Annotated in this window: 26 protein-coding genes; 12 read left to right on the top strand and 14 right to left on the bottom strand. The window is 44.5% G+C overall.

The window, feature by feature from the left end:
- Window positions 1-9: 9 nt before the first annotated feature.
- Window positions 10-291 carry a hypothetical protein gene (locus NX845_RS06610; protein WP_065681011.1) on the bottom strand — a complete coding sequence of 94 codons (282 nt, stop codon included), beginning with the start codon at window positions 289-291 and terminating at the stop codon, window positions 10-12.
- Window positions 292-468: 177 nt separating this feature from the next.
- Here NX845_RS06610 and NX845_RS06605 point away from each other — a divergent pair, with 177 nt between their 5' ends.
- Window positions 469-1,341 carry a pirin family protein gene (locus NX845_RS06605; protein ID WP_017094227.1) on the top strand — a complete coding sequence of 291 codons (873 nt, stop codon included), beginning with the start codon at window positions 469-471 and terminating at the stop codon, window positions 1,339-1,341.
- Between the two features lie 223 nt (window positions 1,342-1,564).
- Here NX845_RS06605 and NX845_RS06600 read toward each other — a convergent pair whose 3' ends face one another.
- The gene (locus tag NX845_RS06600; protein ID WP_017089998.1) at window positions 1,565-1,846 is read right to left on the bottom strand and encodes a pyrimidine/purine nucleoside phosphorylase; all 282 of its coding nucleotides are present in this window, start codon (window positions 1,844-1,846) and stop codon (window positions 1,565-1,567) included.
- Window positions 1,847-2,153: 307 nt separating this feature from the next.
- Between NX845_RS06600 and NX845_RS06595 the strand changes: the two genes are divergently transcribed.
- The gene (locus NX845_RS06595) at window positions 2,154-2,618 is read left to right on the top strand and encodes a DUF2850 domain-containing protein (protein ID WP_017092427.1); all 465 of its coding nucleotides are present in this window, start codon (window positions 2,154-2,156) and stop codon (window positions 2,616-2,618) included.
- 453 nt (window positions 2,619-3,071) lie between these two features.
- Window positions 3,072-5,606: a glycosyl hydrolase family 18 protein gene (locus NX845_RS06590; protein ID WP_065681010.1), complete on the top strand. Its 2,535-nt coding sequence runs from the start codon at window positions 3,072-3,074 to the stop codon at window positions 5,604-5,606.
- 334 nt (window positions 5,607-5,940) lie between these two features.
- Here the strand turns inward: NX845_RS06590 and NX845_RS06585 are convergent, their stop codons facing one another.
- Window positions 5,941-6,789, bottom strand: a complete 849-nt coding sequence (locus tag NX845_RS06585; protein WP_017067239.1) for an alpha/beta hydrolase — start codon at window positions 6,787-6,789, stop codon at window positions 5,941-5,943.
- A gap of 193 nt (window positions 6,790-6,982) precedes the next feature.
- Window positions 6,983-7,576, bottom strand: coding sequence for a TetR/AcrR family transcriptional regulator (locus tag NX845_RS06580; protein WP_004732750.1), 594 nt, complete (start codon window positions 7,574-7,576; stop codon window positions 6,983-6,985).
- Between the two features lie 160 nt (window positions 7,577-7,736).
- Between NX845_RS06580 and NX845_RS06575 the strand changes: the two genes are divergently transcribed.
- Both NX845_RS06575 and NX845_RS06570 read left to right on the top strand, forming a co-directional pair.
- Entirely contained in the window at window positions 7,737-8,693 is a 957-nt protein-coding gene (locus NX845_RS06575) for an AEC family transporter (protein ID WP_017065068.1), read from the top strand.
- A 123-nt stretch (window positions 8,694-8,816) separates the two neighbouring features.
- The gene (locus NX845_RS06570; protein ID WP_102548168.1) at window positions 8,817-9,857 is read left to right on the top strand and encodes an acyltransferase; all 1,041 of its coding nucleotides are present in this window, start codon (window positions 8,817-8,819) and stop codon (window positions 9,855-9,857) included.
- A gap of 125 nt (window positions 9,858-9,982) precedes the next feature.
- On the opposite strand, the gene NX845_RS06565 is transcribed toward NX845_RS06570, so the two are convergent.
- Complete coding sequence (locus tag NX845_RS06565; protein ID WP_260256679.1) at window positions 9,983-10,861, bottom strand: 6-carboxytetrahydropterin synthase; 879 nt, start codon at window positions 10,859-10,861, stop codon at window positions 9,983-9,985.
- Between the two features lie 231 nt (window positions 10,862-11,092).
- Window positions 11,093-11,932 carry an AraC family transcriptional regulator gene (locus NX845_RS06560; protein ID WP_004732746.1) on the bottom strand — a complete coding sequence of 280 codons (840 nt, stop codon included), beginning with the start codon at window positions 11,930-11,932 and terminating at the stop codon, window positions 11,093-11,095.
- Window positions 11,933-12,042: 110 nt separating this feature from the next.
- On the opposite strand from NX845_RS06560, the gene NX845_RS06555 reads away from it, so the two are divergent.
- Both NX845_RS06555 and NX845_RS06550 read left to right on the top strand, forming a co-directional pair.
- On the top strand, window positions 12,043-12,519 hold the full coding sequence (locus NX845_RS06555; RefSeq protein ID WP_017077045.1) for a YHS domain-containing (seleno)protein: 477 nt from the start codon (window positions 12,043-12,045) through the stop codon (window positions 12,517-12,519).
- A gap of 258 nt (window positions 12,520-12,777) precedes the next feature.
- On the top strand, window positions 12,778-13,413 hold the full coding sequence (locus tag NX845_RS06550; protein WP_102456217.1) for an START domain-containing protein: 636 nt from the start codon (window positions 12,778-12,780) through the stop codon (window positions 13,411-13,413).
- A 42-nt stretch (window positions 13,414-13,455) separates the two neighbouring features.
- Here the strand turns inward: NX845_RS06550 and NX845_RS06545 are convergent, their stop codons facing one another.
- The 4 genes from NX845_RS06545 to NX845_RS06530 all read right to left on the bottom strand — a co-directional run bounded on the left by NX845_RS06545 (window position 13,456) and on the right by NX845_RS06530 (window position 16,246).
- A complete protein-coding gene (locus NX845_RS06545; protein WP_102492152.1) occupies window positions 13,456-13,986 on the bottom strand; it encodes a DNA mismatch repair protein in 531 nt (176 codons plus the stop codon).
- Between the two features lie 8 nt (window positions 13,987-13,994).
- Window positions 13,995-14,381 carry an MAPEG family protein gene (locus tag NX845_RS06540; RefSeq protein ID WP_054546115.1) on the bottom strand — a complete coding sequence of 129 codons (387 nt, stop codon included), beginning with the start codon at window positions 14,379-14,381 and terminating at the stop codon, window positions 13,995-13,997.
- Between the two features lie 660 nt (window positions 14,382-15,041).
- Window positions 15,042-15,509 (bottom strand): YjiG family protein, encoded by a 468-nt coding sequence (locus NX845_RS06535; protein ID WP_004737023.1) that lies wholly within the window; start codon window positions 15,507-15,509, stop codon window positions 15,042-15,044.
- A complete protein-coding gene (locus NX845_RS06530; protein WP_260256678.1) occupies window positions 15,509-16,246 on the bottom strand; it encodes a nucleoside recognition domain-containing protein in 738 nt (245 codons plus the stop codon). Before NX845_RS06530 ends, NX845_RS06535 begins: the two co-directional genes overlap by 1 nt.
- 525 nt (window positions 16,247-16,771) lie before the next feature.
- Between NX845_RS06530 and NX845_RS06525 the strand changes: the two genes are divergently transcribed.
- On the top strand, window positions 16,772-16,951 hold the full coding sequence (locus NX845_RS06525; RefSeq protein ID WP_133152796.1) for a hypothetical protein: 180 nt from the start codon (window positions 16,772-16,774) through the stop codon (window positions 16,949-16,951).
- 321 nt (window positions 16,952-17,272) lie between these two features.
- Entirely contained in the window at window positions 17,273-18,712 is a 1,440-nt protein-coding gene (gene nhaD, locus NX845_RS06520; protein ID WP_260256677.1) for a sodium:proton antiporter NhaD, read from the top strand.
- Here nhaD and NX845_RS06515 read toward each other — a convergent pair.
- From NX845_RS06515 to NX845_RS06505, 3 genes are all read right to left on the bottom strand, one after another.
- Window positions 18,709-19,095: a hypothetical protein gene (locus tag NX845_RS06515; protein ID WP_017090009.1), complete on the bottom strand. Its 387-nt coding sequence runs from the start codon at window positions 19,093-19,095 to the stop codon at window positions 18,709-18,711. The genes nhaD and NX845_RS06515 overlap by 4 nt on opposite strands.
- Window positions 19,096-19,253: 158 nt before the next feature.
- Complete coding sequence (locus tag NX845_RS06510) at window positions 19,254-19,736, bottom strand: methylated-DNA--[protein]-cysteine S-methyltransferase (RefSeq protein WP_260256676.1); 483 nt, start codon at window positions 19,734-19,736, stop codon at window positions 19,254-19,256.
- Between the two features lie 64 nt (window positions 19,737-19,800).
- Window positions 19,801-21,177: an AlkA N-terminal domain-containing protein gene (locus NX845_RS06505; RefSeq protein WP_017085013.1), complete on the bottom strand. Its 1,377-nt coding sequence runs from the start codon at window positions 21,175-21,177 to the stop codon at window positions 19,801-19,803.
- 236 nt (window positions 21,178-21,413) lie between these two features.
- Here NX845_RS06505 and NX845_RS06500 point away from each other — a divergent pair, with 236 nt between their 5' ends.
- Complete coding sequence (locus tag NX845_RS06500; RefSeq protein WP_004732734.1) at window positions 21,414-21,617, top strand: hypothetical protein; 204 nt, start codon at window positions 21,414-21,416, stop codon at window positions 21,615-21,617.
- 214 nt (window positions 21,618-21,831) lie between these two features.
- On the opposite strand, the gene NX845_RS06495 is transcribed toward NX845_RS06500, so the two are convergent.
- Window positions 21,832-22,722 (bottom strand): LysR family transcriptional regulator, encoded by an 891-nt coding sequence (locus tag NX845_RS06495; protein WP_004732733.1) that lies wholly within the window; start codon window positions 22,720-22,722, stop codon window positions 21,832-21,834.
- Between the two features lie 156 nt (window positions 22,723-22,878).
- Between NX845_RS06495 and NX845_RS06490 the strand changes: the two genes are divergently transcribed.
- Together NX845_RS06490 and nagB are read left to right on the top strand one after the other, a co-directional pair.
- Complete coding sequence (locus NX845_RS06490; protein ID WP_009846107.1) at window positions 22,879-23,232, top strand: DUF413 domain-containing protein; 354 nt, start codon at window positions 22,879-22,881, stop codon at window positions 23,230-23,232.
- A gap of 564 nt (window positions 23,233-23,796) precedes the next feature.
- Entirely contained in the window at window positions 23,797-24,597 is an 801-nt protein-coding gene (nagB, locus tag NX845_RS06485) for a glucosamine-6-phosphate deaminase (protein WP_260256675.1), read from the top strand.
- Window positions 24,598-24,783 lie beyond the last annotated feature (186 nt).

The following is a 24,783-nucleotide window of genomic DNA, read 5'->3' as shown; positions in this document are numbered from 1 at the left end:
CTAAACGCACTAACCTGCCATATACATAAGCCATAGGCTCACTAACCCGATCATAATCATCCATACGACTTGTCGTGTTCGGTTTGGGTTATTGCCTCTAGGTCTCACTACCGTTTTAAAAGCAGCTTGCTTAGCCGACTGAATAAACGGTGCTTCAATCGCACGTTTTTTTACGCGACGTTTAACCGCGCTGTTCGCAACCTCGGTAAAACGCTGCCCCTGCTCCGTTGTAAAGTCGTTATCAAAGCCCATCCGACCTTGCCTTTCGCCATGTTTTTGCTGTACTGCCATAGCGGCCTCCTTGGCGGTCTACTCTATATTGAGTATAGACATAATTTCATATTGTTACCTGTTCAAAATTATTGTTACCTGTTCAAAATTTTCGAATAAGTCACTCAACGCTATGCCATCTTCTTTTAAAATCAAATTACATAAACTACAGCTATTCAAGTTTATGAGGATTTCAAAATGACGAGTGTAAGAACAGTAGATCATGTGATTGCAGCACATGCCACCTCCGATGGTGATGGCGTCAAAATCCAAAGACTCGCTGGCTTCAATAACACGCGTTTCTCTCCATTTTTGATGATTGATGAACTTAAGTCGGATGAAAGCAAAGACTATGTTGGAGGCTTTCCTCCACACCCTCACCGTGGGATAGAAACGCTCACTTACATGCTCCAAGGTCACTTCCAACACAAAGACCACATGGGGAATGTTGGAGAGCTACGCAGCGGTGGCGCGCAGTGGATGGCCGCAGGTCGTGGTGTTATTCACAGCGAAATGCCAATGATGGAAGAAGGCGCACTGCATGGCTTTCAGATTTGGATAAATCAGCCTGCGTCACACAAAATGCTGCCCGCGCAATATCACGACTTCCAGAGTGAAAGCATTACAGAGCACCAAAGCGAACAACGTGGTTTATTGAGAGTGATAGCCGGTGGGTTTGAACTGCATAACCAAACTAACGATGATTCAGAGGCTTTACGAGCGCAAGGTCCATTGCAGAAAACAGGTGTGCCATTAAGCGTTGCGGATTGGCGCTCTCATTCTGGGCAAAAAGTGACGTTAGGGACTAATGTTAATCACAATGCCATGACTTATGTGTACCGAGGCAGCATTAAGATTGGCGACAAAGTGATCAAGCAAGGTCAGCTTGCCCTGCTCACCAAAGCTGAATGGCTTTCTTTAGACAGCTTAGAAGATTCAGGTGTACTGGTTTTTTCTGGTGAACCGATTAATGAACCTGTTGTGCACTATGGTCCGTTCGTCATGAATTCAATGAAAGAGATTGAACAGACGATTCAGGATTACAACAACGGCGTATTTGAGACTTACTGATTTACCAATGTCTGTCTTTGAGATTTGAATTGAAGATTGAAGATTGAAGATTGAAGAGATTTTGCAACGAACAACGATTTGGTCATCCATTTGATGACTGCAAAAACAAGTGACACTATCCACTGCCGGTTACTATCACTTATTTAACCACGCTCCTAGAGCGTGGTTTTTTTCTATTAAATCAGAGACAAACGATTCCCTGATTAAACGAATTTAAAGCGAGTTACAGATATTCACACAGGTAAGCTGTCGCTTCTTTTACCTGTAAGTCGAATGAAGAATCACCCGCAACGTCAAAAGACTCACCAGATTGGTATGTCGTCCAGTCATCATCGCCAACACGCTTTACAATTAAAGCACCTTTAACAACGGTCATCTTTTCTGGAGCCGCAGTACCGAACGTGTATTCGCCAGCCGCCATCACACCAACACTCACATCAGCACCAGCTTGGTTAAACGCTAACGACTTAACGCCACCTTCAAAGTATGTGTTTTCTTTAATCATTGTACTTCCTTGTTATCTCAAAATTGCAATTATTGGACTCAACGAATGAGCCTATGCGTAAATCTAGGTGATAATTGTTTTAACCAATTCGAGACTGTCCTACAAGAAATAAATACGCATAGCTTAGGCATTTCTTGAATTCGCTTTCATTGATAACGTAAATACCAAGGAATCAGGCAAAAAATCGCCAACGCAACCAAATTTATTGGAACATTCGATCCTGCTTCTAACTCTTATAACAATTTTTGCAAACTAAGGTTTTAGTTAATAGAATCTAAAATAATATCAGTGGGAAAATGAAGGAATAATGGCAAAAAAGTCGGTCAAAAGCAGAGATTTATTTGCCAACTCGTTACTCTACAGCTTCCTATTAGCTGGCTTTATGATTGCCCTCACCGCGGGCTATTTTGCTTACCAAGCCCACCAACAATCTGTTAGCCCAAGCAATGTCTATGGCACATGGATAGAGATTGCAGCACCACCTTACAATACTGATACCCTGACACTTTCAGATAATGGTGTAATGATGAATCATCGCCTCATTGCTACCTCGTTTGATTTTGATGGCAAGATTGTCACGATTAGCACAGGCTCTGGAACCACCGTTTACACCATCAGTGGTACTTACGATTCTCCTCGCTTGAAGCGACTAGAGCCAAGCGTACCATCTCAGCAATTTATTAAAGAAGGCTACGAGGATACTGCAGCTGGTGATACCCACAGTGTTATGCAACAAAGACGCGCTTCCTTAGCAGAGCAATTCAAAAGATAATCCCCTTCTCAGTCTTCTTCAGTCGTCTAAATAACAGTCATCTAAATAATAGTCTTCTACGTAAAAAGTATTCTCCACATCACTACTTTCATATTTACCTACCGATCTGCACCGCTCACCCAACACACTTCCCTTTGTGATACTGCTTCAACTTGCGATATTTTCTTATCATTTGTCGCATCTTTTCATAACTTCATGTCGTGGATTTTCACTTATGAGATTTTACTTCTGAAGGGTGTTTTATTTTATAAAACATGGACTCAGCCTCTCACTCATTAAGCAACAGAATTGTAACGAAATACTATTTTTTAGTTGTCCATCGAAAACGGATTTATTTTCAGTTATAAAATTAAAACTCTCTCGAATACTGATTGGGAAGCTCCTTCAAAACTGACTGGAGCCGTTTATGGGGCCATTTGGTTCTCGTAACCTTCAAGGAATGAGAGAAAAAGTATGATTCGTATAAATACCTGTGCTGCGAGCATTGCTCTAGCGCTATCTGGTACAGCATTAGCTGCTCCAACAGCACCTAGCATCGACATGTACGGTTCCAACAACCTGCAGTTTTCTAAAATTGAACTCGCGATGGAAACCACATCAGGCTACAACCAGATGGTTAAATATCACGACAAAGCAAAGGTCGACGTCAAGTTCAACCAATGGAGCGGAACGTCAGGAAACACGTACAACATCTACTTCGATGGCGTTAAAGTGGCCACTGGCCCTATTACTGGCAGCCAAACTACAGCTTCATTCGAATACGGCCAAGGCGGCTTATTTCAGATGGAAATCGAGGCGTGTGACGAAACAGGCTGCGCCAAGAGTGCTCCCGCTCAGATCACGATTGCAGATACCGATGGTTCACACTTAGCGCCACTTGCAATGAATGTTGATCCGAACAACAAGTCATACAACACGGACCCAAACACGGTAGTAGGCACTTACTTTGTTGAGTGGGGTATTTATGGTCGTGATTACACGGTTGATAACCTACCCGCTGACAACTTGACCCATATCCTTTATGGCTTTATCCCAATTTGTGGTCCTAATGAATCAGTAAAATCGGTAGGCGGCAACAGCTACAACGCACTCATGACAGCCTGTCAGGGTGTAAACGATTACGAAGTGGTGATTCATGACCCTTGGGCTGCTTTCCAAAAGAGTTTCCCGCAAGCTGGTCACGAATACAGCTCACCTATCAAGGGTAACTACGCAATGATGATGGCGCTAAAACAGCGCAATCCAGACTTGAAAATCATCCCATCAATTGGTGGTTGGACACTGTCTGACCCGTTCTTCGATTTCACTACAAAAGCGAACCGCGACACGTTCGTTGCATCGGTTAAGAAGTTCCTAAATACATGGAAGTTCTACGACGGTGTCGATATTGACTGGGAATTCCCAGGTGGAGGCGGTGCTGCTCCCGATCTTGGTGACCCTGTAAATGACGGCCCTGCTTACATTGCATTGATGGCAGAGCTGCGCGTTATGTTAGATGAGCTAGAAGCTGAGAACGGCCGTACTTACGAGCTAACATCAGCGATCGGTGTTGGTCACGATAAGATTGAAGACGTGAACTACGGCGATGCTATCCAATACATGGATTACATCTTCGCAATGACTTACGACTTCTACGGCGGTTGGAACAACGTGTTAGGTCACCAAACAGCACTCAACTGCGGTAACTTCATGCGTCCTGGTCAATGTGATGGCACAGGGCTTGATGAAAATGGCGAACAGTACACTGGCCCTGCTTACACCACAGACAACGGCATCCAATTGCTGCTTGAACAAGGTGTTCCAGCGAACAAACTTGTGGTTGGTACAGCGATGTACGGTCGTGGTTGGGAAGGCGTATTACCATCATCACTTTCAGATCCAAGCGATCCAATGACAGGCGTGGGTAATGGCAAACTAACCGGTAGCTCAGCACAAGGTGTATGGGAAGATGGCGTTATTGACTACAAAGGCATTAAAGCGAACATGCTTGGTGCAAACAACCAAGGCATCAACGGCTTTGAATATGGTTACGACGAAATGGCAGAAGCGCCTTACGTTTGGAACCGTACTTCGGGCAAGCTGATCACATTTGATGATGACCGCTCAGTAAAAGCAAAAGGCGCGTACGTTCGTAGCCTTGGCCTTGCGGGTCTATTCTCTTGGGAAATTGATGCAGATAACGGCGACATCCTCAACGCAATGCATGAAGGCCTAGCGGGCGGAACAACAGTTCCTGTCAACCGCAAGCCAACAGCTGCAGCGGGTGCAGACCAATCGGTTGAAGGCCCAGCTTCTGTTTCTCTAGACGGTAGCGCTTCAAAAGACAGCGACGGCACGATTGCGAGCTACGCTTGGTCACAAGTAAGTGGTACGACAGTAACGCTGGCGAACGCTAATGCGGCTGTTGCAAGCTTCGATGTGGTTGAAGTCGCTCAACAAGAAGTACTAACGTTCAGCCTAACGGTAACTGACAACGAAGGTGCTACTGCAACTGACACCGTTGTTGTAACAGTAAGCCCTAAAGACACAGGTCCAGTAAACACAGCTCCGGTCGCGGTTGTTTCAGCTCCAGCTGAAGTTAATGCGGGTGACGTAGTCGTGGTTGATGCTTCGGCTTCGAGCGATGCTGACCAAGACACATTGACCTTCACATGGGATGTACCTGCTGGTATTGATGCAACGGTTCAAGGTTCTTCAGTGAGCTTTGTCGCGGCGGAATACACGCAAGATACGACGCTGAACTTCTCTGTATCGGTCAGCGATGGTACAGATACATCAGTCGCTGCTGCATCAGTGAACGTTCTTAAGAAAACCACAGGCGGCGGTACGTGTACTAACGCTTGGGATTCAAGTGCGGTCTACACTGGCGGCGACCAAGTAACTCAAGGCGGTAAGGTTTGGGAAGCGAAATGGTGGACAACAGGTGAAGATCCAACAACGACAGGCCAGTGGGGCGTGTGGAAAGAGATCGGTCCTGCAAGCTGCTAACTAAAAATAGTGCTTAGTTAGATACTGACTAAGCATCAACTAAATCCCTAAAACAAAGGCCAACCAGATACTGTCTGGTTGGCCTTTTTATTTATGTTTTCTGAGCTTTGAGCTTACGATCTTTTTACTGGCGTCCTACTGACTTGCGCTCGTTATACCAATCACAGTAAGCAAGTGTTCAAAAATAGCGCAGGAAAAAAGCTTGAGAACAAGGCTGCTCTTTTCAATAAATAGTTTCGATGAGTAGTTATTCTACAATCAAAAAATCTAACGACGTTATCGAGATTTTTAACAAGCTAGGGTGAACAGTTATTTACTACGATTGGTATTAGACTTAGCCAATTAAGTTATCAAAGCTCTCGAATACTTGTGGACACTTCATTACTCGCCCGTGCCCCTGCCCTTGAGTCGCAATCAAGGTAACGCGACCCATTTCATTAGCAGCACGCTGAGACACATCAAACTTAGTAAACTTGTCTTGCTCGTCATGAACAATGATCGTCTGAGACTCACGAAGCGCTAGCTTTCCATAGGGATCAACAGACTGAATTGGGTAGTTAAACTGCTCTTCCACTTCGCCCACGACCGCCTCAAACAACTTCATTGAGTAACCAGAACGCGCAACGCTACCAAATAGGTTTTCTAGATAATCCAACACAGGTGCAATGAGCAACAAAGGTTTGTTTTCTAGTTTAACGTGCTTACACTCCAACGCAGAAGCGGTACCCATACTGTGACCGACCAAACCTGCCACTTCCCCCACCGAATCTAGAACAGCTTCCAAACCATTCACAAACGCTGGGATATGACCATGTACGCCATCACTGCCACCATGAGCAGGATGATCGTAAGCCAAGGCCGTAAAACCATTAGCAGCAATATGCTCCATCAGAGGGAAAAACTGACTCGCGGTGCCAGACCAACCATGGGTCAGCACCCAAACGGGGCCCGTACCCAGAGAGTATGTCTTCAATACACCGTCACGACCTTTGATTTCACTTTTAATCAAACCTTTTGGATCGGCATTCTTTTGCTCGGTACGCATCGGAGTGAGCAGCAGTTTACGTGCCGTTTTCTTTGCGTGGCTCGGCGCTAAAATGTAGTGCAGATTGGTTGTAGCGCCAATCAAGCTACGCTTGAAGCTGAATTTGTTCGATGTATTGAAATAGATTTTGTCACTCATGACCGTTCCTTGTATCGCCATCATTATTGGCGGATCGAGCTCGGCCCTAAAAATCGAACGACCGTGCTATTTGTAGATATAAAAAATGGCGCTACTGCGATTTATCATCGCTTACCACCACTTCTCTAAAATTTTGTTGTAAACCTTACCTCAGCAAGACTCACATGATTTGCGAGTTAACCTGCTGTATGTATTAAACCGCTTTCCAGCTAGCGACCAAGCGCTCAACACCACTCCAAAAATGAGTATGGCTCGCTTGCTGCCCTCGCAATGAGTAAAACAAGTTCGCACTTAAATACAGACCATATAACTCAAAAGTTGCCTGCTTAGGGTCTAAATCAGCCCTGAACTGTTTGCTCTCAACCGCTTTTGCTACCTGAATCGTCAAGTAATCAATCCACACTGAAATGGTTTTCTGCAGTGCCTTCTGAATCACAGAGGTTTCGCTGCCTGCATCTTTCCAAGCATCAATAAACATGCAGCTGCCTTGGAACGAGTGGTTCCAGCCCAGCCAGTTATCGAGCAGTTGTTTAAGCTTGGCTTCAATATCACCGTCGCCCAACTCTCTCGCCGGAATGATGACTCTTTCAGTGAATATGGCGTTGGAATATTCGAGTACAGAGAGTTGCAGGTTCTCTTTAGAATTGAAATGCGCAAACAATCCACTCTTAGACATACCACACTGCTTGGCTAATTCGCCAATCGTCAAACTCTCAAGACCATTCTCACTCGCAAGTGCAAATGCATGGCTCAAAATATACTCTTTAGTTATCTTTCCTTTGCTCATTATTCACCAATAATAAATCTGATGCTTTATTTTTAGCACGTTCGTACTTTTTTTCAAGTTTTTTACTTAACCCTTGGTATTCATTTTGTATTATCAAAGAATTGTGGAAAAATGCGACAGTATTCAAAGGAAATTGAAATCGACTAACAAAGGAAAAAGAATGAACACACTTTGGGAACAGTTTGCGTTTTCGGCGTCAGTAACAGGCCCTATCTGTTTAATGCTGTTTCTCGGTGTGATGCTCAAGCGAATCGGCTTAATCAATGACAATTTCATTGATGTCGCATCTAAGGTCGTATTTCAAGTCACCTTACCAGCAATGCTATTTCTTAGTATTGTTCAATCAAATCACAATTTTTCAGCCAGTAGCGCGTTAGTGGCGTTTGGCGTCATCGCAAATTTTATCTTTTTCTTGTTCACGATTTTCTCAACCAAATTAGTATTTAAAGGTTCGAAAGATCAAGGTGTGATTGTCCAAGGTGGATTCCGCGCTAATACCGCGATCATCGGCCTCGCCTATGTGGCTAATATCTATGGCAACCAAGGTGTGGCATTGGCGGCTATCTATGTCGCATCCCTAACCGTGCTGTATAACATTCAAGCTGTGATTGCACTGACACCCAAAGGCAAAGACACCGGCGCTAAAGCCATTAAAGTAATCGTCAAGTCCATCACCAAAAACCCGTTGATCATCGCTATTTTCTTAGCGGTCGTCTTCTATGCGCTTTCAATTCCTATTCCAAAAATGGTGGCTGACGCTGGGCAATACTTTGCCAATATGACATTACCTTTAGCCCTGCTCTGTACTGGCGGGTCGCTGGATATTAGCTCGCTCAAACAAGAAAAGTTGTCGACGTGGTTCGCCTCTAGCTACAAGTTAATTGCCTCACCTTTACTGATTACATTGGCTGCTGGGTACTTAGGGTTTGAAGGGCTCGATCTCGGGCTTATCTTCTTGATGAGCGCGGCACCAACGGCAGCGGCAAGCTATGTTATGGCTCGTGCAATGGGAGGAAATTCAACCCTGGCGGCTAACATCATCGCGCTCACGACCGTTGTTTCTCTTATCACTTGCACACTAGGTATTTTTGCACTCACCGCAATGGGTTTAATATAGCTGCGACAGGCTTCAAAAAACCGACACAAGCCCTGAAATAAAGGTCATAAGCCTTGATTTAGGACTAACTGGTTGGGCATAAAGGCTGCTAGATTTCGTAAAAATTTTACTAAGAGATCTGATATGTCTTCCGTTCAACATACGCCTTCACAACACATCGCCAGTATCGAGTTAGGCCGAGTGATTGCTATTTTGGCGATCATTGGTTTACACGGCCAAATGGCACTCACTTATTGGCAAATAGATGAAGTGCCTTGGATCGGTTATGTGCTCAACCAAGCCGCTCGTTTTGCGGTACCTCTGTTCTTCCTGATTTCTGGTTACCTTATTCAGCCCAAGTTAGCTGCATCGCCATGGGAAACCGTCCTGAACTACTCTAAACCACTGCTTAAGGTTTGGTTGGCATGGAGCATCATTTGCTTAGTGATGCCATTCAATCTCGCGAAGGTAGAAGAGTTTGGCTATCTAGGTGAACGTGAAGGCTATTGGGGTTTCTTAATGAGCACTCCTCTTAACTCATTCTTAGAGGGAGGTCTGGTGCATTTGTGGTTCATTCCAGCCCTTGTTTGCGCAGTGTTGATCATCGCTTTATTGGTTGAGTTGAAGCTCAACAAACTTCTATTACCGATCGCTATTGCACTCTATGGCTATGGTGTTTTGGCAGGAAGCTACGCAACGCTGACCGGATTAGAAGCACCCTTCTTCACGCGTAATGGCCCGTTCTTTGGCACGTTAATGGTGACCTTAGGTTTCCTTATTCGTCAGAATCAATGGAAGGTGTCATCAACTAAAGCGTTGGTGTTATTAGCGTTAGGCATGTTAATTCACTTTGCTGAAGCGACATGGCTCACCACGTTCGACGTCGGATTCAACATGAATGATTTCTTGTTTGGCACGGCGCTATGGGGGATGGGCGTGTTTATGTGGCTTTTGGCTAATCCAAACATGGGTAACTACGCTTGGGTTCGTGCCATTTCAAATCGCATGCTGGGTATCTACGTTTGCCATCTGCTGATCATTATCGTGTTGTTCAATGTCTGTGGAGCTTTAGGGATTACGGAATTGGCAAAAGACGTTACGGTATTTTTTGGCACCGTATTGTTGAGCTTCGGGTTGATTGCTGGGATCGAGAAAACACCACTGCGACGCGTGCTACTTCGTTAATGTTTATATCTATAACTATCCGCTAAATCAGTTTTATAGAGCCACAAAAAATAAAGGCAAGATAACGGATTATCTTGCCTTTATTTCATCATGTCAGTAACGAGACTGTATCACTCGTTGAGGTGTTATCGGAACGCCATTGCGCCCTTGCCAACACCTTCATAAGCGACGATTTGTAGTGATTGGCTCTCTGTTAGGCTAGGCTCAACTTGATCCGCAATATAGCCTGCCAGTAATTCCACCGTGGTATCCGTCGGCAAGATTTCTGTTTCACTCTTAGAAATCGCTAGCTCAAATTCGCCTTGAGGTGCGGTGTAGCGAAAGCCATAGTGACTTTCATCATTAACACTTTTCGCGTGTTCACTCAGGTTAAGTGATGAAACTGAAACTTGGTCTTCTTTAGACCCTAAGTAAATGTCTTCCCAACGCTGAGCAAATGCTTGTTCGCGTTGCTCGTCACGCTGACCATCAACCAAGATTTCGACTGGAGAACGGTGGCCATGTGCGATGCGTTGGCAGTTGCCATCATGCTTTTTTAAACCATGGGTGTAGTGGTAAAACGCGCCATTAATGTTCTCATGACGTAGGGTGATCTCTAACCCTGTGACGTTACTTGGAAGGTTATCACGCAGAATATGATAAACATGAGCGGTCACACTCTCGATGGTGATCGCCTCTGCATCAATCAGACAGTATGCTTCGTCAGGGCAATGTAGGTAAAGGCTCTTGTCACCACGCAACACATCAACCTTAGAGTAGCCCGCTTTGCTCGCTTGAAGAATAATTGCAGCGCTTTGCATCGGCAGTAGCAAACGGTGATCAACGTGCTCATCAACGAGGTGTTTGATCTGCTTTTTGACCTTGCTAAAATCCAGCACCATGCTCATTTCATTAAGTTCACCAGACATGGTGACATCTAAAATCCAACTATCTCCTACGACCCCTCTGTGTTCACAGATGTATGAAGAATCGATAACGGTAAGGTCTCTTACAAATAGGTTCAAGTTGAACTCCTTAATACTTTAATGAGATACGGGAGGCTGAATAATGTCCAGCAGGCACTTCGTCTCATTGGTGTCTAGATAAAATAGGACGAGCAGGATGTTACGACAAGCTTAAAAAGTCCACCTTTTTAGACCCTCTTTTGAGAAAAGAACAAACTCTGCACAATTTCCGCTAAAACATAGACCAGCCCGATGCGAATAGCCATATCTTGGATAAGGTTGCCGAGCGTTTCACGATACATTTTGCTTTAGCCAAAGGCGCGGTGACACCCCAGCAACATGCTGAAAAGCGCGTGAAAATCCCGAATAGCTGCTGTAACCCACTTCATCAGCGACCCAGTTGATGGGCTTATTTTGCAATAACAGGGATTGAGCCACTGAGACTCGCCACTTTTGCACATAATCTCCGGGCGTCTCACCGACTTCTCGTTTGAACGCTTCAATAAACTGAGTTCGAGACATCGCGGCCAGTGACGCCATTTCCGCAATCGAAAAATGACGAGCAGGCAGTAGGTGAACGGCCGTAACCACCGAAGCCAATCGTGGATGAGCTAGGGCTGAGAATACCCCTTGATCAATTTGCTGCTGTTCAATGAGATGACGAAAAATCAAAGCCATCAAGGCATCACTTAACTTATCCATTAGATATTGTTGCCCTGACGATTGTTGTCCTGAAGATGCTTGCCCCGACTCTCGAAATAGCACCTCAATCACTGGCATTAAGTTAGGTGCATCCGCAAACGGAATCACTATCACGTCAGGCAGAGCAGACAATAAAGGATTCATCTGCCCTGAACGATATTCGACATTCGCACATACGACCTCAGCACCGTCTCCCACGCCTTCTATCACATGTGGTGTGCTATTCGGCAGATAAACAATGCAGGGCTGTGACAGTTGCCTGTACTCCGTGTGCGCACTAGACAAGGTCAACTCACCCGCGCTCAATACATGAAGATGCCCTTCTTTACCCTGCTGCGGCTTAAATGACGACACTCCGCACAAATTGCCAGAATAGAAAACACCGGTACGTATCGAGAAATGTTCCATTAGTTGTGAAAGCAGATCCATGCATCCTCCGAACGATTCGCTTACTTTTAAGTTCTTTTGTCCCTCTATAGACCGGACGAGTGGGCTAAATTATTTCAAACAAGATAACCAACACTGACAAGGAACTTGATATGTCACACATGAAATCGACCAGTCAAAAAATCACTCTATTGGCCGCGTTACTAGGAACCAGCTTTTCACTGATGGCAGCAGACATCGACATGAGCGTTGATAGCAATGACATCGCGATCAAAGGCTATGACCCAGTGGCTTACTTTACTGATGCTGGTGCCGTTCAAGGTTCATCAGAATTCACTGCCACTTATAAGAACGCTATTTATCAGTTCGCAAACAGTGACAACCGAGATCAGTTCCGCACCAATCCTGAAGCTTATGCACCTCAATACGGTGGCTATTGTGCCTTTGGTGTGGCTATGGGTAAGAAATTTGAGACCGACCCTAACGCATGGAAAGTCGAAGATGGAAAGCTGTATCTGAACTTAGACAAATCTGTACAAAAACGATGGTTGGAAGATACGCAAGAGTTCATCCAAGACGCCAACAGCAACTGGACAACGATCAAAACCGTAGAAGCCTATAAGCTTTAGTCTATAAGCTTTAACCTACAAGTTTTAGCCTAGTAACTTTAACCTTTATCCATTGCCCATTAATAAAAACGGAAGCGACCGAACGCTTCCGTTTCATTTCGACGTTCCAAATCTTAATAAGCCTCCAGCTATTGGTATCACCACAATAAATGGCGATGCGTTGCTCAAATCAGGAAAACCCGTCAGACTTTAGCACGAATCAAACCCATTTCTATTCTATACTCCTAGAAGATAAGCTTTTCTTTTTATGGAAGAATAATGATATTACCTAGGATTTTTGCACTTGGGCTCTGCGCCTTATCAACACTGACTTATGCAGCTCCATGGCAGTTCGTCAAAAGTGAAGACGGCATCATCATTGATAAGAGACCTCACAGTGAAGGCTTAGTAGAGATACGAGCACAAATGCAAACGCCCACCACTTACTCCGGTTTTTTACTGTTGCTGGAAGACAGCGAGAACGTGCCAAACTGGATAGACAATGTGTCGCAAAGCCGTGTCTTGATGCAGATATCTGAGGCAGAAAACATCGTCTATACCCAATTCAAAGCGCCTTGGCCTGCTAGAGATCGCGATATGGTGACCTACTCAAAATACAGCATTGAGGATGGGCAGTTTGTCTTGTCGATTAAAGATGCCTCTAACTATTTGGCGAAAGAGTCGGGGTATATTCGAATTTACGATGTGGACGCACTTTGGACGCTGCAACCGCTCACCAACGGCAATACTTACATCACCTACACCGCATATGCGAACGCAGGTGGCATATTGCCCAATTGGTTGATGAATAAGTTATCGATAGGCAGTGCGCTGAGCACGTTTAAGGGGCTGAAAGAACAGCTACCAAAATACCAAGGCCAGCAGCACCCCAACCTGCCAAGTGAGTCTCACTAACGGTACAAGTCGATACGTAAATGGAGAAAGTAAGGTTAAAGATTAAGGTCTTCTAGCGAGATCGCGAGCTAAGATAAGCGCCAAACCAAACACCTGAAGAAACAGGGCGATGTTCTTATAGAAAGCCATTTTCTCATCAAGCCTTTGGATTAACTCAACCAAGGTCAGGTTATCCAAATAGTAGTCATCAATTCGGGTTCGTTGCGATTCTTGGGCATTGTTTATCAGCATCATAAGCTCAGGTAAGTTAGCCAACGAGATGGCCGGCACCTCGTCACTCACCCAACTCCGAAGTTGTCCGCGAAGCGCTTCATCAAGAACAGTAGCAGGTTGAGCGATTTCTGGGGATAGCTTATCAAGGTGAATCAGGATCGCTTCACGCTTACGCTCTAAGGTTTCGATCGTATTCCAGGACAGTTGTATAGAATACACATTGCCGTATTTACGATCGTTGTATTCCGATTTCTCCGCTTCAATTTTGTCCAACACCAAGCTCGACATGACAATCGCCATGATGTTGAGTATTAGCCCTGCAAGGACAATCGCCCAAGCAGGAGGAAGGCGCAATGCCATAATGCTCCCTAGAACATTTTATCAAAAGGTAGGTAAGCTAAGTTTAGGACAATCAAGGAGATCATGCAGATAAGCGTTAACACCATACCCACTTTTCTGCCTTTGAAATTCTTCGCTAAGATCCCTTTAGCGTGAATCACTCGCCCCAGAATAAACGCCACACCAATGACATGAATAAGCCACACACCAGCCCCATTCACCTCTAGCAACCCCATCAAAATCACCGTGATTGGGATGTAATCCATCGCGTTACTTTGTGCCGAACGTGCTATCTGTAACGACTCAACACCGCCATCGGCATGAGCAACAAGATTGATTCGTCTTTGCTTAATAACTTCAATCGCCAACCAAATCATTACTACCGTCAGCAGAGCTGCGTAAAGTGCTGTAACCATCATATTTCCCTATTGTTTTGTCTCAACTCAGTGTTCTTTTCTATCTTTTCGACATTAACCGCCAAGATAAAATGATAATCACGCCCGAGCACTTGTAAGAGATCTCTCACACCGAACGTAAGAGATCACAATCAAGCTTCGCAGAAAATTCCTAAAATACAAACCCAACCCCTTGTTTTGTATGAATCCACGCATATTTCTTTCGGTTAGTGAGTACATTTATTTCTTGAGGTGGATTGTGAGTAAAGCCTCTGCAGTGTTTAATACACATGTCGACAGGGAGTTGGCAGGAACAGGAAAAAGCCTAACGGATTAGGTATCTTCAGGATGAAGATTTGATGACTTAGGATGAGTTATCAGCAAGGAAGTTTTGCTCTAGGATAGAGTCGCTTGTCAGGATGATGAGTTAGCAAGGACACCGCTAGGAAGGCGATGAATTGGATAGGTTAAAGGATTTAGCCACGTCAAGGAATGATGCAGGGAGCACCAGTTACCTATTGAAAGATAAGTAACGCGCAGTAGCAGGATGGCTACGAAAAGAATAGACCCCGTTTGGTGAAAGCCAAACGGGGTTTCCTTTTTTGTAACGTCTAAAAGCTGTTAGTAGCTAACCGTTAATAGCAGCTAACTGTTAATAGTAGCTAACCGTTAAAAGTCACGTTACAAAATAATGTTCATCAAGAACATTGCACCAAAGGCATTCAATACCGAAATCGCGATCATCACCGGGATATAACGACCTTCAGTACCAATTGGTCCCATAATACGACCCATGTATTGAACCTGAGAGCCCATCAAGTAGATAGCTGGCGCCAAGATAGCGATATGGTTGCCGTTCAGAATGCCTTGATCAAACAACGTGATAACCACACCCACAGCACCACCCATCGACATCCACGCACCAATCAATACTGCTGCCGCTTCGCCAGGTAAACCAAATACCGCCATGATTGGAGCAAAAACACTGCCCATCAAATCCAGCGCACCGGTGATCTGCAATGCCTTGATGATCACAAACGCCATCAAAACATTCGGTACCGTAGAGGTAGTCGCAATAACCCAGCCTTTCTTAGCACCTTCAACGAAAATATCAGTAACCATTGGTTTCTTTGCTTTAACTTCGCTCATTATGCTACTTCCTCTTCCAGTTTTTGTTCTTTGTCTGATTTTGGTTTGTCTTCTTTGCCTTCAGTAAGGTTGAGGTAAATACGGAACAGGTTCGCACCGACAAACTTGAAGATGAACATCACAGCCACAGCCAAACCAATTGACGATGTTACCGCCAAAGAACCATCCATCGCCGTTAGAGTGAACAGAACCGCTCCTGAAGAGAAAAAGTTAACGATCGCCGCGCCCGCCGTAAACTGGAACATGGTGAAGACATCGGTTTCACGCTTAGTCAAATGCCCTTCATCTTTCAGCTGCCTCGTCATCGCTGCACCCGCATCGGTACTTTGCAAAGAAGCAATCAGTGCCAAGCCTGAGTTACCCGGAATACCCATTAGAGGGCGAAGCAGAGGTGTCAGTAGTTTACGAGCCGCGTCCAGTGCACCGTAGTGCTCAAGTACGTTGATCATACCCAGTGCAAACATCACGGTCGGAATAAGTGTCAAAGCAAAAATGAAACCGTCGCGAGCACCACTACCGCCTTTACCGCGCAATGACGTCGTTGCCGCTTGTATACCATCAGCCGTCTCACTGACATCGTAAGCGACCTTACCAAATGAACCGTTGAGCGTTGTAAAATCGAGCACTCCATACCATTCGTTGGACTGCATTAAGCCTGAAAAGAACACAATCGCGAATGCGAGTGCGATATAGCTGCCGATCGTGACTTTACGATCGGTTTTAGTTGGATTAGTCATAAGGACCTCTATACATCTCGTTTATGTGGAACAGAACACGTATAGATAGTGCAAACTAATGAGCAATAGGTTAATGACCAAAATCAAATAGCGTATCGGTTTAAACAAAAGAACCAGAGCAACATATAAAACTGTGATTTAGATTTAAAAGAAGAGGCATACGCTAAAATAATTAGAATATTTCACATACAAAACTAAACAAAATTCGCTTCAACAGCGCAACCAAAAACGCACACAATCACCACACAAATAAGGTTTCAAATGACAGGTTTTTACCTAGTCTGATCTCTGATAATGATGTAAGTGATCTCTTACATGCTTTTTTGTTCAATTTTAATTCGATTATAATACAGCGGCTTAAATCGTGGTTACGCTTCTAAAATGCAATCGTTTACCTATTATTGGTTGAGTTTTGAACCATGTCTAAACCGTGAGCCATTTTATAAAGAATTTGAGCTTAATTCGAAATTTCAACCCTCAGAGGTGCTATAGACTTCGCGCTGCCAATATCGAAGGAGAACGGTGGTGAAGATGATGGAAATGAGAACGCTTAAATATCAAGTAATGGGCAAAGGCATGTGGATCACTGCAACGGTATCTCGCGCAGTAGCGGACAAACTTGCGCTGGAATATCAATCCTACGGCTGGCCTGTTGAAGTATGTGCCGCAGAACAAACACTGACGTTTGATCTCAATGCTGCATAATATTGGCAATGGCGAATAAGCTCTATCGGTACTAAACCCGGTAGGGCTTTTTCCCTATAATCTCTATTTTACCTACAGCCTCTATTTTCCCTACAATCTCTATTTTCTCTATGATTGACGAGTTGCCGATGATCGACCGTTTTCCTATGAACGACAGGGTTCCTATAATCAACGGCTTTCACTGTGACCTCACGTTTTCACCCAATCTACTGTTTTCTATATAATCTATTGAATTATTAAGATATCTATCACACTGCACATGGTTATTTAGGTCTACGCTTTTACCCGTGTTAATAACTTATTAACTTCGGAGCGTAATCCATGTTAGGTATCCAGCTTTCTGCTGTTCTCTCTTTATTATTTTTTTCTACGGTAGCAGGCGCTGCCACTTCTCAGTTGGGAGAGCCACTTAAGCTAACCAGTTCATTTGCTGGCTACCTATCGCTGACTATTTTCGTTGTCGCTTACATAGTTGTGATGATGGAAGAATACCTAAAGCTCCGAAAATCCAAGCCGGTTTTACTTGCTGCGGGCCTGATCTGGATCATCATTGGCTGCACCTACCAAGAACACAACCTCACTGAGGTAGCGAAACAAGCGCTCGAACACAACCTGCTGGAATACGCCGAGCTATTACTCTTTCTGCTCGTCGCCATGACATACATTAGCGCCATGGAAGAGAGAAGACTGTTTGATGCGCTGCAAGCGTGGATGGTAGGCAAAGGCTTCAATTTCCGCTCTCTGTTCTGGATAACCGGTATTCTGGCCTTCTTTATCTCGCCTATTGCCGACAACCTCACCACAGCTCTATTGATGTGCGCCGTTGTTCTCAAGGTTGCTGGCTCTAATCCTAAATTCGTTAACCTAGCTTGTGTGAATATCGTGATAGCCGCCAATGCTGGCGGCGCGTTCAGTCCATTCGGCGACATCACAACGCTAATGGTATGGCAGGCTGGTTATGTGAGTTTTAGTGAGTTCATTCCTTTGTTTATCCCTTCGGTGATGAATTACCTCGTCCCTGCGTTGATCATGTCTTATTTTGTACCCACGACTCAGCCCGACACGGTTCATCAACACGTTGAATTAAAACGTGGTGCAAGACGAATCGTATTCTTGTTCATCATGACAATAGCGACCGCGGTTGCTTTCCATGCCGTACTCCACTTCCCTCCTGTGATGGGGATGATGATGGGACTCGCCTACCTGCAGTTCTTTGGTTATTACTTACGTAAGACTTTACCCAACTCACTCGCGAAGAAAAAAGCGGTGGCGATCGCCAATAACGATGAAGGCGCCCTGAAACGACTCGGTTCTGTTGTGCCATTCGATGTATTTCGAAGAGTTTCGCATGCCGAATGGGACACGTTGCTGTTCTTCTACGGCGTCGTAATGTGTGTCGGTGGCTTGAGTTTACTTGGATACTTGGAATTAGCCTCGGGCGTGATGTATAGCCAATGGGATCCAATTTGGGCCAACGTCATGGTGGGGATCTTATCGGCTATTGTCGATAACATTCCGGTGATGTTTGCCGTGTTATCCATGGAACCCCAGATGTCGATGGGCAACTGGCTACTGATCACCTTAACCGCAGGTGTCGGTGGTAGCTTGTTATCTATAGGCAGTGCAGCAGGTGTGGCATTGATGGGGGCGGCGCATGGAAAATACACCTTCTTTGGACACCTGAAATGGATGCCAGTGATCATGATTGGCTATGCCGTCAGTATCGCCGCTCACCTATGGCTGAATGGCGATCTTTTCTAATTCGAACTGTCTTTCAAAGGCTTATCAACAAGTGTCCAGACATTACTCAATTGTATCGCTGGGCATTGGTTGCAAGTTAGCATCTCGCCCTGTTGTTGAATGCGCATCACTAGTCTAGAGTCAGTTCGACTGCTTCCAGAATTGAACTCAATGGTGATCAAGTCATCATCAACACGATAGGTTCGAGTAACGGACTTATCCGTTGTTTGATAAGTCACTTGCCCGGATTCAAAAAGTAGATAACTGTCATTATCTACGTTCTCATACATACCTTTGAACAGAGCAAGCTGTGGAAGTTCGAAAGGTCGGCTGGTATCAGTTAAACAACCCGTCAGCAATAGTGCGCTACTGCAGCAGAGTATAAGTGAATGATGGCTATTCATTTGGGCATCCTTGCCTAGAGAGCATGGTTAAAGGATATGCAACCAAATAAATATTTTCCAGAAAGCGGCAGTTTTATTGCAAAGTCACACTTTAAGAACCCTTAACGTTCACCAATAATTGATACGCAATTTTCAACAAACATTCCGAAAAAGACTCTTTAATCTTCTTCTCTTCCCTCAATAACCAATAAGCGCTGTTTACGTTCTACACCACCCGCATACCCGGTCAGCTTGCCATTTTTACCAATCACACGGTGACACGGCACAATCACTGACACCGGATTTTTTCCATTCGCTAAACCCACGGCTCGCACCGCCTTGGGGTTACCAATCGCGTCGGCCAATTGTGCATAGCTCCATGTTTCTCCATAAGGAATGGTCATGAGCGCTTGCCAAACCGATTGCTGAAACGGAGTGCCCTTAGCTGCGATCGGCACAGAAAACTGGATAACTTCACCAGCAAAATAACGGTTGAGCTGGTCGGCGACCAATTCAAAGATCGGAAAGCTAGCATCTTGAACGCCTAACTGTTCTGGCTTGGTGGTGTATATTTCAAACCAAAGGCCGAGCAGCCCTTCATCGTTCGCCTGTAAAGTCACGGTTCCCAATGGGCTCTCATAATAAGTAAATCGGTTAGCCATAATATCTCCTAGCCTGCTACTGCATGTGTTTGTGGGTTGCAGATGTTTGTGGGTGCTCTTTCTATTAAGACTGATTCCAACAATGGAACGTGGCGTAACTTCCCCAAGGCGAAACACTCTCTGTATTGATGGCTGGGCGATGCTCAATGAACTTCTTCACCACCAGGTCGCCAACCAACAGATGATTAGGTTCACTTAACCCACGAAGCAGTGCGTATTGAATCGTCCAAGGCCCAATGCCCTTTAGCTCAATCCACTTAGAAGGGTGCTCAGCTTCATTGTCGACCATGTATTCGGCAAAACGCTTTAAGGTCTCTTTACGGCTTCCCGGCATTCTTAAGAAGCTGACATCAGCCTCCGCTATCTGTTTCGGTGTTGGGAAGCAAACATTCTCATGTTCATCAGAAAGCTCTTTCACCAATAAGTTAAGCTGCCCAATCGCCGCGGTTACCGAAACTTGCTGCCCTAGAATCGCCCTCACTCCGGCTTCCCAAGCACTCCACACGCCAGGAATGCGGATGCCACTCTTAGCCACTAAGTTGGGGTCAATGGTTGTAAAGAAGGCCTCGACCTTGGCAATATCGACATCAAGGTCGAACATGCGTCGAATGTTCGCAATCAAGCTTCTTAACTGGCTTATATCGTCCAACTCAAATTCAATATCTAAGCGGTTCTCTTTAGCCAAAGTGGCCTTGAACCAACCCTTTGACCCATTAACATTCACTGTGCGCTTGTAATAGTCTTCGCCAACGTCTTCTAAGCCCTCAATCATTCTTCGTCGATAGAAACCCAGCAAATGCTTCCAGTCTAATGGGCCGTGAAAGACTAGCTGAATATGATTGCTCAGGTTTTCACTTAGCTTTGTTCGTCGGATTTGGCTTGGCGAGAGCTGCAGCTCTTTTAGAAAGGCATCATTGAAACGACGCGTGCTATTAAAACCACTCGCAAAGCCAACATCGGTAATGCTCATGCTACTGGTGTGCAGCAACTGCTTGGCAAACATCAATTGGCTATAAAGGCTATATTGCTTCGGCGACACCCCAATATAATTATCGAATAAGGTTCGTAAATAGCGGTCTGAAATGCCTAATCGAGTGGCAAGGTCGACGATTGACCCTGAGTTCAGCGCACCATGATCAATCAACTGTAAAGCACGCAAGAAAGTCGTTTCAACACCTTTCCAAGCTGGAGAAAAAGGCGCGCTGTCTGGCCGGCAACGTAAGCATGGGCGATACCCAGCCTTCAAGGCTTGAGCTTGATGAGAAAAATACTCGACATTTTCTTCTTTGGGCGGGCTTGCTGGGCAAATCGGACGACAAAAAATTCCGGTGGTTTTTACCGCCGTAAAAAACATCCCATCAAAGCGAGCGTCTCGCGCATATCGAGCCAAATGGCACTGTTCACTCGTTAACGTACTGTTGTGATGAATATTTCTCGACATGCTGTGCTCTTCCCATTTGCCATAACTTTTACTCCGATACCTAAAAGTTTACCGTGAACTGTCATTGTCGCTAGCCACTTTCGGAACTGAAGGTTAGATAAATCACAAAAAAGGGTTTTCTTTTCACGCAATTCGACTAAATTTAACCTTGAGAAGAAACTCTTCTCACAACGTCAACGATAGGTACTTAGCACACTAAGATGCAGAGACCTGTCGAATATAAAAAGGAAAAGGCTATGGTTCTTCACACGTGTCGTATTGTTTTATCAAACCAACAGGTTCTCACCAGTCAATCAGTCGAGCAGTCTCTCAGCTTTCTTGAAGACGAAGCGAGTAAGGGGATTTCTAAAATTGAGATTGACGCAACGGATGGCAATCAAATCCATTCATACCTGTCACACTCTCTTGAAGAGTCTATTGAGAATCTAATGAACCTCTAGAATTTTCGAAGAATAGTGCTTTGAAGTGATAGGGCTTTTAAAAAAGGTTACGCATACCAGGCTTAAACGGTTTTATCCGAGTTAGGGTTATCTCTGATTTGGCAATGAAGATCATCTCTGGTTTAAAACGAAAATGGCTCCCAACTATATAACTAGTTAGGAGCCATTTTTTATTGAATCTAATCAACAAAGCCGTTGCTTATCGCGAATGCCGCTACTCTGGTGCTTGTTCAGCGGCTTGTTGCAACGTATAAGCGGTCGATGGATCAATCTCGTTAACCAGCTTCTCGACCTGCATGATCGCATCAACCGAAGTACTGCTTTTACGGTAGCTGAGATAAATTGGGCGATACCAATCTTCTACCCCTTTCACCTTATGCAGCTGACCCGAATCGATAAAAGGTTCAACCATAGAAACAGGTAAATACGCACTACCACCTTTCTCTAAGATGAAATCGAGGGCAATACGAGCCGTAGAGGTACGTAAATACGGAGCTGGAACTTTAGGGTGACGTTCTGCGTGTTCTGAACCGAAGCGCGTTCCCCAATCGACATACACATACTTATGTTGGAACACCGATTCCAGATCATCTTGCTGCGTTGATACCAACACCAAAACCAAATCAGCGACTTTTTTACAGTTTAGCTCTTCCGCTTTAATCTGATCGAAGGCGAAAGCCATATCTAAGGTTCGCTCTAGCAAATTACGGTTCAATTGCTCGCGCCCCATCACCTCAGCCATGAAACCATAACCACCAAAAGAATCGGTCACTACGCTTAAACAGTTTTGCAGATACGCATCCCAAATATTCGGAGTGCCACCTAGTGTTAACTGCAAGGCTTTTCCACTCTCTAACGACAGCTCAAACTTGGCTTGTTGTAAGGTGGATACCATCACTTCAGCATAACCAATCAAGCGCTCACCGGAAGAGGTAAGCTTGATGTTATTGCGGTCACGAATGAAGAGCTGAGTATCAAAATAGCCTTCAAGCTGTTTGATCCGCGCACTCACCGCTGCTTGTGTTAAATACAAGTTTTCAGCTGCGCGCCCAAAGTGGCGCACCCTTGCAACCTCAAGAAAGGTTCTAAATACTTTCACATCCATCAAAAATACATCTCTGTAATAAATCTGCTAACTAGCCGATCTAGGATTGTTTATCGTAAAGGCAAAAACGTTTTGTTTCCTATTTTAGCCTTTTAACAATATTTTCGCGTGAGCAATAAACACTAATTTCTATCTAACCACATTACTGAGGCTGATATGTCTGAGACCGAATTCCGACACGGAAAAAAACGTTTTTATGACACCATTAAATTCCCACGAGGGTTCGCTAAGTCAGGTGATTTTACTCTTTCAGAAGAAGAAATCCTAACCTTGTTTGGTGACACTATGCTTGCACTTGAGACTGGTGAACTAACACCGACCAATGCTGAAGAAAGACATTTCATCAAAGTATTGGCTCACCCTCATAAGGCTAAGTCCAAGTTAGACCGTGTTTGGTTGAAGTACATTCAACTGGCTCGTGGACGCCGTCGCTTTCATACCCTAAACGGCTGCAAACGCGGTGAAGTGCCTAGGGAAGAATACGAAAGAGAGTTAGTGTTAGAAGATTAGTAAAACTGCTCAAAGTGATACCTAATCACTTTGGGCTTTTTTTCATAGCATATTAGCGGCAACTTAAAACAAACACGCATCTTCTTCGTAATTAGTAAGTTTAGCCAACCTGTCCAGTTTTACCAATATTTATAGAAAATTCATAGTGATAGCTTTGAATAATCACTATTCTTAAATATACCCATGCTCATTCACGCCTGTCGGTGATACTTCCTCACTTTTTCTCCTCTTTCTTGCACGGCAGTGCCACATAAGCATCACTCTTTGATCATACGTCCATTGCACTCCTGACCATCCATCTATCCACTCAACCACTCAACAAAGCTTGTTGATCTTTCAGACCCTGAATCAAACCTACCTGACGATATATGACAAACGTATTAATCTTGTTTAACGCTACCAAATATCCATACAATAATTGTGCAAATTTGAGAGTTCTAGTCACAGATACGACGAAAAAAGCAAAAACTTGACCTAAAACAATAGCGGAATTTAATAACTTATTTTATAATGCGAATTAATGTTTCAGAACACTATAAAATTTTATTTCTAGGGGCAAAATCAATGAGACTTATTCCATTAAGCAACAAAGCTAAAGTAGGTAAATGGGCTGCTCGTCACATCGCAGATTCTATCAACAAATTCGCTCCTACTGCTGAGCGTCCATTTGTACTAGGTCTTCCTACTGGTAGCACACCTCTAACTACTTACGCTGCGCTAATTGAGCTACACAAAGCTGGCGAAGTAAGCTTCAAGCACGTTGTAACATTCAACATGGATGAGTACGTTGGTATCGACCCTAACCACCCAGAGTCTTACCGCACATTCATGCACGAGAACTTTTTCAACCACGTTGATATCCAAGCAAAAAACATCAACCTGCTAGACGGCAAGGCTGAAGACATCGATGCTCACTGTGCAGCATACGAAGAGAAAATCCGTTCATACGGCAAAATCAACCTGTTCATGGGCGGCGTAGGCATCGACGGTCACATCGCATTCAATGAGCCAGGTTCTTCTCTATCTTCACGCACTCGTATCAAAACATTGACTGAAGACACTCGTATCGCGAACTCTCGTTTCTTCGATGGCGACATCAACCAAGTTCCTAAATACGCACTAACTATCGGTGTTGCTACTCTTCTAGATTCTGAAGAAGTAATGATCCTTTCTCTAGGCCACAACAAAGCGCAAGCGCTTCAAATGGCTATCGAAGGTTCTGTAAACCACATGTGGACTGTTACCGCTCTACAGATGCACCGTAAAGCTATCATCGTTGCTGATGAGCCAGCTCAACAAGAGCTAAAAGTTAAGACTCTACGCTACTTCCAAGAGCTAGAAGCTGAGAACATCCAAGACCTATAATCGATTGTCTTGAATAGAAAGCCGTTTTTAATAGAAAAGCGTCTTGAATAGAAAAAGCCACTGAGTGTGGCTTTTTTTGTATCTGCTGCTTTTGTATTTGATAAGCGGGGAAAGTGTCGAGAGTTTTTGATAGACACAAAAACAACAAAGCGATTTCTCCAACGAGAGAAACCGCCATCATTTTAA

It is taken from the genome of Vibrio sp. NC2 (assembly GCF_025195005.1).
Taxonomy (GTDB): domain Bacteria; phylum Pseudomonadota; class Gammaproteobacteria; order Enterobacterales; family Vibrionaceae; genus Vibrio; species Vibrio splendidus.
Note: the sequence above shows the minus strand (reverse complement) of the source record. Positions and strands in the feature narration are given on the sequence as shown.